Below are 14,035 nucleotides of genomic sequence, written 5' to 3'. Positions count from 1 at the left end.
TCGGGCCCCCTGCCGTCCCCTCGATCGTAGGCTGCCGCATCCAAGCCCGGCATCCGTAGGCTGTACCGCATGCACGGTGAATACAAGGTGCCCGGTGGCAAGCTCGTGGTCGTCGATTTCGAGGTGCGCGACGGGGTGATCACGGATCCGCGCGTGGCGGGCGACTTCTTCCTCGAGCCCGACGAGGCGCTGGGCGACCTCGACGCGGCGCTCACCGGCCTCTCCGCGGCATCCGATGCGAAGCAGATCGCCGCGGCGATCACCGCCGGCCTCCGCCACGACGCGGTCATGCTCGGCTTCTCGCCCGAGGCGATCGCAGTCGCGGTGCGACGGGCGATGACGGATGCCACGAGCTGGGCCGACTACGAATGGGAGATCGTGCACGACGCGGCCGTGCCGCCGCGCACGCACCTCGCGCTCGACGAGGTGCTCGCGACCCGCGTCGGCGAGGGCCGCCGCAAGCCCACGCTGCGCTTCTGGGAGTGGGACGAGTCTGCGGTCGTCATCGGCAGCTTCCAGTCGGTCAGGAACGAGGTCGACCCCGAAGGCGCCGAGAAGTACGGCTTCGAGGTCGTGCGCCGCATCTCGGGCGGCGGCGCGATGATGATGGAGCGCGGCAATGTCGTCACGTACTCGCTCTACGTACCGGGCGAGCTCGTGCAGGGCATGAGCTTCGCCGACTCCTACGCGTTCCTCGACGACTGGGTGCTGCAGGGGCTGCGTGCTATCGGCATCGAGGCGACGTACCAGCCGCTCAACGACATCGCGAGCCCGCTCGGCAAGATCGGCGGCGCCGCCCAGAAGCGGCTCGGCTCGGGCGGGGTGCTGCACCACGTGACCATGGCCTACGACCTCGACAACGAGAAGATGCTCGAGGTACTGCGCATCGGTCGCGAGAAGATCAGCGACAAGGGCATCGCGAGCGCTGCGAAGCGCGTCGACCCGCTGCGTTCGCAGACCGGGCTGTCGCGGGCGGCGATCATCGAGAGCCTGAAGCAGACCTTCGCCTCGCTCTACGGCGCGACGCCGGGCACTGTGAGTGCCGACGAACTCGCCGAGGCCGAGGCGCTCGTGGAGTCCAAGTTCTCGACGCAGGAGTGGCTCCAGCGGGTGCCCTGACCGCGCACCGACCCGCGCGCGAGGAAGGCTCAGCGATCCCCGTTAGACTCGCCGGGTGGATTGGTGGATCTGGGTCGGCATCGCCGCGGTGGCCTGCGCCTTCGTGGCGTTCGCCGTGCGGCGCGGCTGGATCGACCTCTCCGACAAGACCAAGCGCGGTGGCGGTGGCGGCGGCGTCATGATGATCGGCGACGAGGTCTTCGCGCCCCGCAAGCACGAGGCGCAGGTCGAGCTCGACCGGCAGAGCCGCCTGCCGGTTCCCTCGCCGATTCCGGGTGACGGCGACAAGGGCATCGCGTTCGACGATGACGGCACGGATGCCTCGCGGCCCGAGCCTGCAGGGGCCGACCGCTTCCGCGGCACGATCCGCCTCGACGTCGACCGCGACTGAGTTTCCTCCCTCGGCCGGGTCGGGCCATGGGCTGCCTCGATACGCTTCGCTGCTCCGCCGGCGGATGTCTCGACGACTGACAGACTGGACCGGTGAGCTTCGACGAACCCGACCGCATCATCCATGCGGACAACCTCGCCGTGCTGCCGACCTTCCCCGACGGCCGCTTCACGCTCATCTACCTCGACCCGCCGTTCAACACCGGCCGCGCGCAGTCGCGGCAGTCGACCCGCCACGTGCGCGTCGTACCGACGGATGACGCCGAGCCCGAGCCATCCGGAGCCATCACCGGGTTCGCGGGCAAGCGCTACGAGCGCATCCGCGGCGACCTGCTGCGCTACGACGACCGCTTCGACGACTACTGGGGCTTCCTCGAGCCGCGCCTCATCGAAGCGTGGCGACTGCTCGCCGACGACGGCACCCTGTACCTGCACCTCGACTACCGCGAGGCGCACTACGCGAAGGTGCTGCTCGACGCCCTGTTCGGTCGCGAGTGCTTCCTCAACGAGCTCATCTGGGCCTACGACTACGGCGCGAAGGCCAAGCGCAAGTGGCCGACGAAGCACGACACGATCCTCGTCTACGTGAAGAACCCGTCGGGGTATTGGTTCGACTCGAGTGCCGTCGACCGCGAGCCCTACATGGCGCCCGGGCTCGTGACGCCCGAGAAGGCGGAGCTCGGCAAGCTGCCGACCGACGTGTGGTGGCACACGATCGTGTCGCCGACGGGCCGTGAGAAGACCGGCTACCCGACGCAGAAGCCCGAGGGCATCCTCCGCCGCATCGTGCAGGCCTCGACGCGCGAGGGCGACTGGGTGCTCGACTTCTTCGCGGGGTCGGGCACGACGGGCGCCGTCGCGGCGACCCTGGGCCGGCGCTTCGTGCTCGTCGACGAGAACCCCGAGGCGATCGCCGTCATGAAGGGCCGGTTCACGGATGTCGCGGGCGTCGTGTTCCAGGCAGGCCCGACGCCGTAACGGGCTGAGGTGGTTGCCCGTGAGTCGCGCCGACCGCGACGACGCGGGCCCCGCTCGGGCGGGTGTGCCCGGGCGAGGCCCGCGTGCCGTGCGGCCGGATCAGCCGCTGTGTCGTGCGACGCGTCAGCGCGTGGTCTGCACCGACAGATCGTCGATCACGAAGTCGGTCTGCTGACCGTCGTCTTCGGTGCTCACGAACTTCAGGGTGACCGTCTGGCCCGCGAATCGGGACAAGTCGACGCTTCGCTTCGAGTAGGCGGGCACCCGGTCGCCGTTCCACCAGGTGTACACGGTGGTGGTCTGGCCGCCGGCTTCGATCTGCAGTTCGAGCTTGTCGGCCTTGACCGTGCGATCCTCGGAGGGGCTGTTGATGCGCATGAAGAAATCGAGCACCGTGGTGCCCTTCCTCGGGATCTGCACGCCCGGCTGGCTCAGCGAGTCGACATTCGCGACGCCGTTGCCGCCCATCCAGGCGTAGTACCGGCCGCTCTCCGCGCCGAAGTAGCTCCAGGTGCCGACGACGCCACCGGTGATGTCCCATCCCGCGGCCTGGTCTTCGAGGTCGCCGTTGACGAGGGACTCGGTGCGACGCACATCGCGGAAGTCGATCGTGTGCTCGTTCAGGATGTCGCGTGCCTGCCGGTCGACTGAGAGCCCCGACTTCGGTCGATCGACGTTGAACCACTCGGCGAAGTCGAACGAGTCGTACTGGTCGAGGTTGCGGAAGGTCGCCTCGGGGCCGCCGTCGAGCTCGCGCCACAGCGAGATCATCGCCCCCGCGACGCGGCCTTCGACGTGCTCGCCGTTGTCGGGGTTGGGCCGAGCCGGCGCGATCGTCGTGTCCTGAAGTCCCGTCTGCATGAGGTCCATCCAGTCGGTCGTGTTGTAGTAGTAGCGGCCGTCGCCCATGGCGTAGCCCGTGACGGCGTTCGCGAATCCTTCGGTCCAGGCGCACATCGCCCCCGTGACGCGGTGCAGCGAGTGCGGCGAGGGGCAGTCGCCCGTCGGCCAGCGCCAGTTGTAGAGCAGGTGCTGGAAGTTGTGCCCGGCTTCGTGCACGACCGTGTGCAGGGTGTCGGGCATCGCGTCGGTGAGGTAGACGGAGCGCACGTTCGCGGCGGTCTGGTAGTAGCCGCCGTCGGTGTTGCCCGGTGCCCAGCGCGCCTTGAGCTTCTCGCAGTCGGTCGTCTGCTCCGCGGTCCAGCAGTCGGTGCCCGAACCGCGCAGCTCGTAGAGCGCGTTGTGGATGTCGAAGGCGTTGAACGCCCGCATGTGCAGGGCGCTCGGCACCGAGGTGCCGAAGTCCTGCACGGTGCCCGCCGCGACGTCGGTGACCGGGGCGGAGCGGGTCGTGTACGAGGTGGCACCCGTCATGTCGTCGATCTCCCACCACGCGTTGCGGGTGGTGAACTCGACGCTCAGCGACGCGAGCTCGGGAGCCGGCGAGGTGAAGCAGAGTTCGTAGCTGCCGTCCTCGGCATCGGTGAGGCCGGTCGCCAGCGTCGCCGCGGGGGCGTCGGGGGTCGTCTGCCCGAGGACCGCGACGGCGACCCGACGCGCGGCACGCCAGTCGCCCGTCCAGTCGGCGATGTCGAGGTCGCCGACGGCGCAGATCGCGTCGGATGCCGCGGTCACCTCGCCGACCTTCGGCTTCTCGGTCGCCGAGCGCTTGGTGTCGGCGTCGCCGTTCTTCCCGTGGGTGGTCGACGATGTTCCGGCCGCGCCGGGCGCCGACTCGGCGGCGGTCCGGCCGATCGTGAGCTCGGTCGAGGCGTGCGCGCTGCGCTCCTCGGCCGGCTGGGCGGTATCGACGACGTCGACCTGGATCTGCGCGGGACCGGCGACGTCGGCGATCACCTCGAAGGTCACGGTCCGGCCGGACTCGTCGAGTGCGAGGTCCTGCGTCGCGACGGTGTCGAGGCCGCGCTCGGTCGGAGCCGAGAATCCGTCGGTGACGATTCGCAGGCCCGCGGGCAGGCGCACGGCGAGCTGGGCGTCGTCGATCGGGACCTCGGTGTCGAGTTGGACCGTGACGGTCGCCGTCTCGCCGAGCCCCGGCACCCGGTCGAGCGCGACCGCGGCGGTGACGCAGCCGACGGGCGACTCGGAGAGCTCGTTGGCCGGTGGGGCGATGGTGCACGACTGGGGGGCGGATGCGGCGGCCGCTCCGCCGGCCTCGGCGGCGTGCGCGGAGGGGACGCCGAGCGTGAGGGCGGTCAGGACAAGTGTTCCGGTCGTTGCGGCCGCAATGCTGCGACTGCTGGCGCGTAGGTTCATGGGCCAAGCGTCGCGAATGGTATGTCACATGTGCAATACCACTTGAGCCTATGGCCGCCATAGGCGGAGCGGTGTCCCCCTGCGCCGGAATCGCGGCGTGCGCGGCGGCGACTCAGGCCAGGAAGCCGGCTTCGAGCAGGCCCTTCGCCTGCAGCACGCTCCACGGGCTGAGGAGGAACGGCGCCTCGACGGCCGTGCGCGCGAACGCCGCCGGGTCGACCCATCGCCAGTCCATCACCTCGTCGGGATCGGGCGCCGGGTCGCCCGTGAACTCGGCGAGGTAGACGGGACAGACCTCGTTCTCGACGACGCCGTCGGGCGCCACCGCCCGATAGCGGAAGTCGGGCAGTGCGGCTCGGAGCGCGACCGCCGTCACGCCGAGCTCGGTGGCGAGCCGCCGGCGAACGGCCTCCTCGACCGGCTCGTCGGGAGCCGGGTGCCCGCACGCCGTGTTGGTCCAGACCCCGGGCCAGGTGCGCTTCCGCAGCGAACGGCGGGTCAGCAGCATCCGCCCGTCCCGGTCGAAGACGTAGCACGAGAAGGCGAGGTGCAGCGGGGTGTCGGCGGTGTGCACCGCGGCCTTGTCCATCGTGCCGATCGGTGCCCCGTTGAGGTCGAGCAGCACGACCTGCTCGACCGCGGCCGGCGTGCCGATCGGCACACCGACGGCGGGCGCGCCGATCGGCGACGCGCTCATCGCGCCACCGCGGTCGCAGGAACCCCCGACGCCTGCAGCACGAGGTCGCGCACGCTCGCCGCCGGCACGAGGTCGTCGGCCGACCGCGCGCCCCAGAACGGCAGGCTCGCGTCCGAGCACAGCAGCAGCGGCGTGTCGGCGGCGCTGTCGGGCAGCCGGCCGTGCGTGCCGCGCACCCACGAGGGGTCGAGCGGCACGACGTTCATCGCGTACCGCAGGCCGAGCTTCTTGCGCACGAGGCCGAGCCCCGCCTTGGCCTTCGCGAGGCGGTCGGCCGGGTCGAAGAACAGCTCGGCCGGGTCGTACCCGGGCTTGCGGTGGATGTCGACGCCGCGCGCGAACTCGGGAGCCCGGTCGTCGTCGAGCCAGTAGTAGTACGTGAACCAGGCGCCGGGTTCGGCGACCACGACGAGCTCGCCCGAGCGTTCGTGGTCGAGGCCGTAGCGGGCCTGCGCTTCGCGATCGAGCACCTCGTCGACGCCCGGCAGCGCCTCGAGCACCTCGCGCACGCGGCGCAGGTCGGCGTCGTCGGCGACGTAGACGTGCGCCACCTGGTGGTCGGCGACGGCGAAGGCCCGAGACGTCCAGGGGTCGAGCTGCTCGCGGCCGTCTTGCACGTAGACCTCGAGCAGTCCCTCGCGTCGGAGCGCCCGGTTGACGTCGACCGGATGCCGCGCCTCGGCGATGCCGTACTCGGCGACCGCGATCACGGTGACGCCCGATGCGGCGGCATCGTCGAGCAGGGGCGCGAGCGCGGAGTCGAGTTCGGCGGCGGCGGCGTCGGCCTCCGGCCCGTCGGGACCGAAGCGCTGCAGGTCGTAGTCGAGGTGGGGCAGGTAGGCCATCACGAGGTCGGAGCGCTGTTCGCGCATGATCTTGCGGGTCGCCTCGACGATCCATCGCGTCGAGGCGATGGTGGCCGTCGGACCCCAGTACTGGAACAGCGGGAACTCGCCGAGTGCGCCCACGAGCTCGTCGTGCAGTGCGGGCGGTCGCACGTAGGCGTCGGGCGACTTGCGCCCGTCGGCGTGGTAGATCGGCCGCGGGGTCACGGTGATGTCGGTCGTCGCGCCCATCGCGTACCACCAGCCGACGTTCGCGGCGGTGAACCCGGGCTTCGCCCGGCGCGCGGTCTCCCAGACCTTCTCGCCCTGCACGAGCCTGTTGTGCTGGCGCCACAGGTGCACCTCGCCCTGGTCGCGGAAGTACCAGCCGTTGCCCACGATGCCGTGCTGGGCGGGGGCGAGCCCGGTCAGCATCGTCGACTGCACGCTGCACGTCACGGCGGGCAGCACGGTGCCGAGACTCGTCTGGGCGCCCGACGCGGCCATGGCGCGAAGCCTCGGCATGTGCGAGAGGGCGCGCGGTGTCAGGCCGACGACGTCGAGCAGCAGAACGGATGTCACGAGGCCACCTCCGAGAGTGAGCGGGTGTCGGCCGGGGCGGGCCGGGGCGGCGCGCCGAGCAGCTCGTCGGCCGCCCAGCGCACCTCGCCCGCGATGCCGGCGACGAGGTCGTCGACGCCGCCGGGCAGCACGCTCCAGGTGTAGGTCTCGACGTCGAGGTGGGCCTCGTCGCCGTGGGGGATGCCGCGCACCGCGTCGACGGCGGCTCGCAGCACCTCGGTCGTCGCCGAGATCGGCGCGCTCGGCGCCAGGTGCAGCGGCACGTGGAAGTGCACGCGCCACGGGCCGTCGGCCGGCAGCTCGGCGAGCGCCTCGGGCAGGTCGTCGACGGCGAGCACCGTGCCGTCGGGGGAGAGCTCGCGCGTCTGATGCAGGTAGCGCTGCTCGACGAAGGCGGCGACCGCCTCGCGGTTCGCCGGGTCGCCGGGGTGCTCGACGTGCAGCGCGGCCGAGGCCTGCACCTTCACGACGCGGAGGCCCGCTTCGGCGATCTGCCGAACGGCGGCGACCGGGTCGGCGAACGAGACGGCCAGGTGGCAGGTGTCGAGGCAGACGCCGATGAACTCGGGGTCGATGCCCTCGGCCACGCGCGGCGCGAGCCAGCGCACGACGTCGTCGACGGTGTCGAGCGTGCAGCCCGGCTCGGGCTCGATCGCGAGGCGCACGGTGCGGCCGGTCTCGTCGCGCAGGCGCCGGAGCTCCCGCGACACGTGCACGAGCGCCTCGGTTGCGCGCGCGTCATCACCGGCGGTCCACGGGTCGCGCCAGCCGAGCGGCAGCGTCGAGATGCTGCCGGATGCCCCGGCGGGCAGCAGCTCGGCGAGCACGCGCGCGCAGTCGAGCGTGAAGGACGCGCGGCGCGGGTCGGTCCAGTCGGGTCGGTACACGTCGAGCTTCACGACGTCGGCGTGGAACGCGCTGTACGGGAAGGCGTTGACCGTGCGGAGCTCGAGCCCGTTGGCGTCGAGGCGCTCGCGCAGCCGCTCGCGGTCGGGCTCGCTGGACGCGAGCCGGAGGGCGAGCTCGGCGGGCAGCCAGAGGCCGACGCCGAGCCGGTCGAGGCCGGCCTGCTCGCGCACCGGGCCGGCGAAGGCGTCGAGCTGCTCGAGCACCCCCTCGAGGTCTTCGGCCGGGTGCACGTTGGTGCAGTACGAGAGCTCCATCAGACCCTCGCCCCCCGCAGCACGGAGTTGCCCTCGAAGGTCGCGCCGGCCGCGGGGACGGTGGGAGCGTTCGAGGCATCCGCAGCGCCCGAGGCATCCGTCGACTCGTCGAACCCGGGCACCGGGTCGAGGTGCAGCCGCCCGCTCTGGCCGTAGAACGCGACCGGGTTCTGCCAGAGCACCACGTCGACGTCGTGCTCGGTGAAGCCGGCGTCGAGCATGGCGTGGCCCGTCTTGCGGGTCTTCAGCGGGTCGGAGTTGCCCCAATCGGCCGCCGAGTTCACGAGGACCCGTTCGGTGCCGTGCTCGCGGAGGATCGCGACCATGCGCGCCTCGTCCATCTTCGTGTCGGGATAGATCGAGAAGCCCATCCAGCAGCCGCTGTCGGCGACGGATGCGACCGTCGTCTCGTTGAGGTGGTCGACGACGACCATCCCGGGGTCGATGCCGGCGTCGCGGATCACGTCGAGCGTGCGCAGCGTGCCGGCCGCCTTGTCGCGATGCGGCGTGTGCACCATCGCGGGCAGTTCGAACTCGCGGGCGAGCGCGAGCTGCGCGACGAAGACCTCGTCCTCCTCGGCGGTCATCGAGTCGTAGCCGAGTTCGCCGACCGCCACCACGCCGTCCTTGGCGAGGTAGCGCGGCAGCACGGCCAGCACCTCGCGGCAGCGCGGGTCGTTGGCCTCCTTCGGGTTCAGTCCGATCGTGGCGTGATGGCGGATGCCGTACTGCGCGGCGCGGAACCGCTCCCAGCCGATGAGCCCGTCGAAGTAGTCGACGAAGCTGCCGACGTTCGTGCGCGGCTGCCCGAGCCAGAACGCCGGTTCGACGACGGCGCGGACGCCGGCGAGGTACATCGCCGCGTAGTCGTTCGTGGTGCGCGCGCTCATGTGGATGTGCGGGTCGAAGATTCGCATGGTCAGCCTCCGGGCGTGGTCTGGATCGTGGAGAGTCGGGTCATGTCGGCGCTGATCTCGCGGCCGGCGGCGCGGCGCTCGGCGATGAGCGCTGCGGCCATGCGGGCGAGCTCGGCGTCGCCGCGCGAGTCGATGCCCGCGACGGCGTCGAGGGGGATGCCCATGAAGAGCGCCTTCAGCACGCCGTGGCGCCAGCCGTGCTGGTCGAGCTCGCGGGCCGAGAAGTCACCGAGCGCGGCGGCGACGAGGCGCGGGTCGTTCGTGCGCAGTGCGTCGGCGACGAGTTCGCGACCGGTCGCGACGAGCGGCGCGGCGAGCATCGGCTCGGCGTTCGGCCCGCACAGCGCGTTCAGGCCGCGGAGCACGCCGCGCCGCTCGGCGTCGTCGCCGTACCGGTAGAGCTCGGCGACAGTGTCGGCCGCGATGCCGTCGTCGTCGACGGCGGCGATGAGCGCCTGCACGAGCACCGCGCGGGCCCGGTCGTCGTCGGTGCCGTGCACGAGTCCGAGCGGATCGTGCTCGGGGTCGACGGGGTCGCGTCCGACGGAACGCCCGGCCGCCGGGAAGAGCACCGAGATGCGCCGTGGGTCCGCCGTCACGTCGTCGACCGCCGCGATCGTCCATGGATGGGTCATCGTTCCTCCTTCAACACCTCGTGAATGGCACGGATGCCGCGGGCTGCTGCGCCCGGCGCATCGTGCGAGTGTCGCGGCAGCTCGATGGCTGCCACGCCCCGATAGCCGAGTTCCTCCAGCGTCGCGAGGGCCGCCGCGAGATCGAGCCGGCCCTGCCCGAGTTCGAGGTGCTCGTGCACGCCGGGCATCATGTCGTCGACCTGCACGTTGACGAGCAGGTCGCCCGCGGCGCGGAGGGCGCCGACGACGCCGTCGGGCTCGACCGCGACGCAGTGGCCGAGGTCGACGGTGATGCCGAACGCCTCGGGGCGGCCCAGTTCGTCGCGGAGGCGCAGGGCGTCGGCGACCGTCTCGACGAGCATGCCCGGCTCGGGCTCGAAGCCGAGGCGCACGCCGGCGGCGTCAGCGAGGTCGACGACCTCGCGCATGCGCTCCACGAGCATCGACCATGCTTCGTCGGCTGCGACGTCGCCCGGCACGACCCCCGACCAGAGCGAGACGCAGTCGGCACGGAGCACCGCTGCGAGTTCGACGGCGCGCGCGAGGAAGCGCAGTCGCGGCTCGGCCTCCCGGTCGACGAGCGTCGGGCGGTGCTTCACGAAGGGGTCGAGCAGGTACCGGCTGCCGGTCTCGACGACGACCGGCCAGCCGAGCTCGTCGAGGCGTCCGCGAAGCCGTGCGGCGCGCTCGAACGCGTCGTCGGCGAACGGGTCGAGGTGCGGATGGCCGAGCGTGAGCGCGAGGGCTCCGTATCCCTCGGCCTCGAGCACCGTGAGCGTGTCGTCGAGGGTGTGGTCGGCGAATCCGTTCGTGCCGTAGCCGATGCTGAAGCCGCGGCTCATGTCACATCGCCCCGCTTGCGGCGCGCCGAGAGCGCGCGACGCGCGAGATCGACGCCCGTGAGGAGCGCGGCAGAGCCGAGGGCGCCGGTGCGCGCGACGAGCGTGGTCTGCAGCGGGATCATCGCGCCGATGCCCGCCCGGGTGGCGGTGCGGACGTTCCCCGCCGACGGGTCGTCGAGCGTGCGGAGCTGCGTCGGCACCGTCGCGGCGAGGTAGGACGCCGCCGCGGCGACGGTCGCGAGCGTGGCGCCGATGCGCCACGCGGTCGAGGCCTTCCCGGTCGGGCTGATGCCGGTCGGGTCGACCCGACTCGCGGCGATCCGCGCGTCGAAGGCGCCGCGGTCGCCGGCAGCGGCCGCGACCGCGCTCGCCGCGGTCATCGCGAGGGTCGCGCTGGCGACGCCGACCGATCCGCCGTGCACTTCGCCGCGCGATTGCAGCGTGACCCCGGCCGTGTGCAGCGCGACGGTCGCGGCGGCGGGAGCGGCCCGTCGCGCTCCGCCCGCCCCCATCATGACGTCGAGCCCGCGGCAGGCGGCCATCGAGACCGGCCCGAGCGGCGTCGACTTCGCCACGGTGTTGTAGAGCACGATCGCGCCGACGAGCGGCATCGCGACGCCGAGGCCCCGCCGTCCGCCGCCCGCCGCCGCGAGGGCGAGGCCCGCCGCGAAGCATCCGCTCACGACTGCGAGCGCGGTGCCCGCCGACACCCGACCCGAGGGGATGGGCCGCTCGGGCCGCTCCTCGGCGTCGAGCTCGCGGTCGGCGTAGTCGTTCAGCGCCATGCCGCCGCTGTAGAGCAGCACGGATGCCGCGGGCAGCAGCCACTGCCGGCCGGTGAACCGGGCGCCCCCGGCGTGCCCGCCGGCGAGGGTGTCGCCGATCACCGTCAGCGCGGCGGGCGCGCGGACGAGGTCGAGGAGGTCCCCGGGCGAGGTCATGCCGGCGTCACCGCGCTCTCCGCGGCGGCACGGACACGCGTTCCCGTGGCATGCGCCCAGTCATGCAGGGCGATCGTCTGCTGCGAGAAGTCGTGCACATCGCTGCCCCACGGGTCCTTGAAGAAGAACCCGAACGCGGGGATGGCACCGCGCTGGCCGTCGGCGGCGGCGAGGGCGAGGAGCCGGGCGATGTCGAGGATGAGCGGTGCCGCGAGCATCGAGTCGTACGCGCTCCAGATGGTCTGCATCGTGATGCGCGACGAGAGGAATCCCTCGGCGTGGATGTGGTCCCAGGCGGTCTTCACGTCGCCGAGGTCGGGCACGTTGTCGATGTGCAGGGGAGCGACGACGTGGTCGCCGACGAGGCTGACGAGGCCACGGGTCTTGGTCGCGAGCTTGCTGCGCACGGCCTCGGGGTCGGCGAGGGTGGCGCCGTCGCCGCCGCCGAGGAGGTTGGAGCCGGCCCACGAGAGCACGCGCATGCCGCGAGCCGTGAACATCGGGGCGAGCGCGGTGCGCAGCAGCGTCTCGCCGGTCTTGCCGTCCTGACCGGCGAAGGGGATGCCGCGTTCGGTCGCGAGGGAGCGGATGACGGGCACGTCGATGCCGGCAGAGGGGGTGAAGCACGCGTACGCGCTGCCCGACTCGATCGCGGCGAGGGCGGCGATCGAGCTCGCCGGCAGCAGGGGCCGATCGGGGTCCTCGAGCGCGGCGGTGAACAGCTCGGGGTCGTGGAACTCGACGTGGTCCTCGAGGATCGGCTCCGTCGAGGAGATGTCGACGACGACGACCCGACCGAGGCCGTGCCGCTCGCGGAAGTCGGTGATGTCGGCGGCCATGCGGCGAACGGCGTCGGCCTGCGACCCGGTGTGGGTCCTCCGGTCGTATCCCGGACGGATCTCGGCGTCGGCGCGATCGAGCGCGTCGTCGGCCGTCGCCACGAAGCGGTGCGCGAGCATGCCGGAGTCGACGAGCGCGTGCGCCCGTTCACGGAGCGGGGTCGTGCTGACGTCGTGCCCGCCGATCACGAGGTCGGCGAACGCCGGCAGCGGGACGCCCGCGAACGCCTCGCCCGCGGTCGTGCACCCGGTCGGCGGGGCGAGCTCGGCGCGCATCGCGTGCAGTCCGACGGCGACCACGGTGCCGATCGAGCCGCGTGCGCCGATGAGCCAGAGACCGACCGGACCCTCGTGCCAGGCGTCGGTACCGATCGCCGTCGCGGATGTCTCGTGCTGCGTCATGTCGTTCCTCCGGGTGGTGTCTGGTCGATGGGTCGTGTCGTGACGGGTGTCGTCGTCGTTCAACTCGTCCGCCCCCGAAGGGATCGGGCGAGATCGGTCAGGTAGCGGGCGAGCCGCTCGGGCAGTCCGGCTTCGGCGAGGCGGATGCCGCGTGCCACGTGCTCGTCGATCGTGCGGGTGACCGCGGCGCGCGCGCCGGTGCGGGTCACGATGTCGCGGATCGCGGCGGCATCCGCCTCGGTAGCAGCCGGGTCGCCCAGTGTCGCGTCGAGCCGCGCACGGCCGGCAACGTCGGCCCGCTGGTAGGCGAGGCGCACGTGCTCGGTGCGCTTGCCCTGCTGCACGTCGGAGAGCACCGACTTGCCGGTCGCGTCAGCCGAGCCGAAGAGGCCGAGCTCGTCGTCGGCGAGCTGGTACGCGATGCCGAAGGCGATGCCGATCTGCTGCAGGCACTCGAGCTCGGCCGCAGACGCGGCGCCGCTCGCGACGGCGCCGAGACGCAGGGGGAGGGCCACGCTGTAGGCGGCGGTCTTCAGTTCGGCGACGAGCAGCGGCTCGGATGCATCGGGCCGCAGCAGTTCGGAGCGGACGTCGAGGAACTCGCCCGCGATCGTGGTCTCGAGTGCGGCGGATGCCTCGGCGGCGAGTCGTTGCTGCACCGACGCCGGAGCCGGCGCTTCGAGGAGCGCCAGCAGCGCAGCGTTGATCGCGAGGTCGCCGGCGAGCAGGGCGGCGGTCATCGCCTGACGCTCGGCCGCGACGGCCGGCAGCCCGGCGACCCGCCCGGCGTCGGCGTATCGGGCGACGAGGTTGGGCCGGCCATGTCGCACGCGATCGCCGTCGATGAGGTCGTCGTGCATGCAGAGGCCGAGGTGCAGGAGCTGCTGGGCGCCGGCGACCTCGGCGAGCAGGTCGGCGTCGGAGCCGCCCATGCCGAGGAACGCGGCTGCGACGAGTCGGGGCCGCATGTGCTTGCCGCCGTCGGACGCCCGGGCCTCGGCGATGAGCTCGCCCGCGGCGGGGCCCGCGGCGGCGCACCGCGCCTGTACCCGGTCCCAGTGGGCCGCGGTGATCGCCGGCGCCCGTCGCGCGAACTCCTCGACGAGCAGGGCCAAGGTCGGGGCTTCCGCCTCGAGGACGGCGCTCGCGCGGGCCGCTTCGGGCGCGGCCGCGATCGCGGTCGCCGGGGTCGGCTTCATGGCTACTCCTCCGTCGACGTTGACAGGGCGGTGGCGTGTCCTCGCAGGGGAGGTTTGGTCACCCCGTCGAATATGTCGACAGAAGTGTCAAAAACGCTCAGCTTCTTACTGAAGCTCAGCATAAGTCGCGCAGAAGTTGAACGTCAATCGACAAAACTTCCGGGCGTGGTTGCGAAACTCACGCCGATCGGGGTGAGCGGCGCTCGTTCCAACGCGGACTTCCGCCGTGG

The 14,035-nt window shown here is 72.1% G+C and carries 13 protein-coding genes; 3 read left to right on the top strand and 10 right to left on the bottom strand.

Annotated features, from left to right (window positions below):
• Nucleotides 1-69: 69 nt before the first annotated feature.
• From ASD23_RS03600 to ASD23_RS03590, 3 genes are all read left to right on the top strand, one after another.
• Nucleotides 70-1,119 (top strand): lipoate--protein ligase family protein, encoded by a 1,050-nt coding sequence (locus ASD23_RS03600; RefSeq protein WP_056006326.1) that lies wholly within the window; start codon nt 70-72, stop codon nt 1,117-1,119.
• Between the two features lie 55 nt (nt 1,120-1,174).
• On the top strand, nt 1,175-1,510 hold the full coding sequence (locus tag ASD23_RS03595; protein WP_056006323.1) for a hypothetical protein: 336 nt from the start codon (nt 1,175-1,177) through the stop codon (nt 1,508-1,510).
• Between the two features lie 92 nt (nt 1,511-1,602).
• On the top strand, nt 1,603-2,487 hold the full coding sequence (locus tag ASD23_RS03590) for a DNA-methyltransferase (protein WP_056006322.1): 885 nt from the start codon (nt 1,603-1,605) through the stop codon (nt 2,485-2,487).
• A 123-nt stretch (nt 2,488-2,610) separates the two neighbouring features.
• Here the strand turns inward: ASD23_RS03590 and ASD23_RS03585 are convergent, their stop codons facing one another.
• The 10 genes from ASD23_RS03585 to ASD23_RS03545 form a co-directional block, all read right to left on the bottom strand.
• Complete coding sequence (locus tag ASD23_RS03585) at nt 2,611-4,764, bottom strand: hypothetical protein (protein WP_056006319.1); 2,154 nt, start codon at nt 4,762-4,764, stop codon at nt 2,611-2,613.
• Nucleotides 4,765-4,876: 112 nt separating this feature from the next.
• Entirely contained in the window at nt 4,877-5,461 is a 585-nt protein-coding gene (gene idi, locus ASD23_RS03580; RefSeq protein WP_056006316.1) for an isopentenyl-diphosphate Delta-isomerase, read from the bottom strand.
• Complete coding sequence (locus ASD23_RS03575) at nt 5,458-6,867, bottom strand: alkaline phosphatase family protein (protein WP_129231319.1); 1,410 nt, start codon at nt 6,865-6,867, stop codon at nt 5,458-5,460. Before ASD23_RS03575 ends, idi begins: the two co-directional genes overlap by 4 nt.
• Nucleotides 6,864-8,030: a metabolite traffic protein EboE gene (gene eboE, locus ASD23_RS03570; protein ID WP_056006313.1), complete on the bottom strand. Its 1,167-nt coding sequence runs from the start codon at nt 8,028-8,030 to the stop codon at nt 6,864-6,866. The genes ASD23_RS03575 and eboE overlap by 4 nt, the downstream gene beginning before the upstream one ends.
• Complete coding sequence (locus ASD23_RS03565) at nt 8,030-8,947, bottom strand: TatD family hydrolase (protein ID WP_056006310.1); 918 nt, start codon at nt 8,945-8,947, stop codon at nt 8,030-8,032. Before ASD23_RS03565 ends, eboE begins: the two co-directional genes overlap by 1 nt.
• Nucleotides 8,948-8,949: 2 nt before the next feature.
• The gene (locus tag ASD23_RS19045; protein ID WP_200941670.1) at nt 8,950-9,582 is read right to left on the bottom strand and encodes an EboA domain-containing protein; all 633 of its coding nucleotides are present in this window, start codon (nt 9,580-9,582) and stop codon (nt 8,950-8,952) included.
• The gene (locus ASD23_RS19040; protein ID WP_200941669.1) at nt 9,579-10,424 is read right to left on the bottom strand and encodes a sugar phosphate isomerase/epimerase family protein; all 846 of its coding nucleotides are present in this window, start codon (nt 10,422-10,424) and stop codon (nt 9,579-9,581) included. Before ASD23_RS19040 ends, ASD23_RS19045 begins: the two co-directional genes overlap by 4 nt.
• A complete protein-coding gene (locus ASD23_RS03555) occupies nt 10,421-11,365 on the bottom strand; it encodes an SCO3242 family prenyltransferase (protein ID WP_056006306.1) in 945 nt (314 codons plus the stop codon). Before ASD23_RS03555 ends, ASD23_RS19040 begins: the two co-directional genes overlap by 4 nt.
• Nucleotides 11,362-12,606 (bottom strand): inositol-3-phosphate synthase, encoded by a 1,245-nt coding sequence (locus ASD23_RS03550; protein WP_056006303.1) that lies wholly within the window; start codon nt 12,604-12,606, stop codon nt 11,362-11,364. The genes ASD23_RS03555 and ASD23_RS03550 overlap by 4 nt, the downstream gene beginning before the upstream one ends.
• Before the next feature lie 59 nt (nt 12,607-12,665).
• The gene (locus ASD23_RS03545; protein ID WP_056006300.1) at nt 12,666-13,805 is read right to left on the bottom strand and encodes a polyprenyl synthetase family protein; all 1,140 of its coding nucleotides are present in this window, start codon (nt 13,803-13,805) and stop codon (nt 12,666-12,668) included.
• Between the last annotated feature and the right edge of the window lie 230 nt (nt 13,806-14,035).

Origin of the sequence: Agromyces sp. Root1464 (genome assembly GCF_001427265.1) — a bacterium.
GTDB classification, from domain to species: domain Bacteria; phylum Actinomycetota; class Actinomycetes; order Actinomycetales; family Microbacteriaceae; genus Agromyces; species Agromyces fucosus.
Note: the sequence above shows the minus strand (reverse complement) of the source record. Positions and strands in the feature narration are given on the sequence as shown.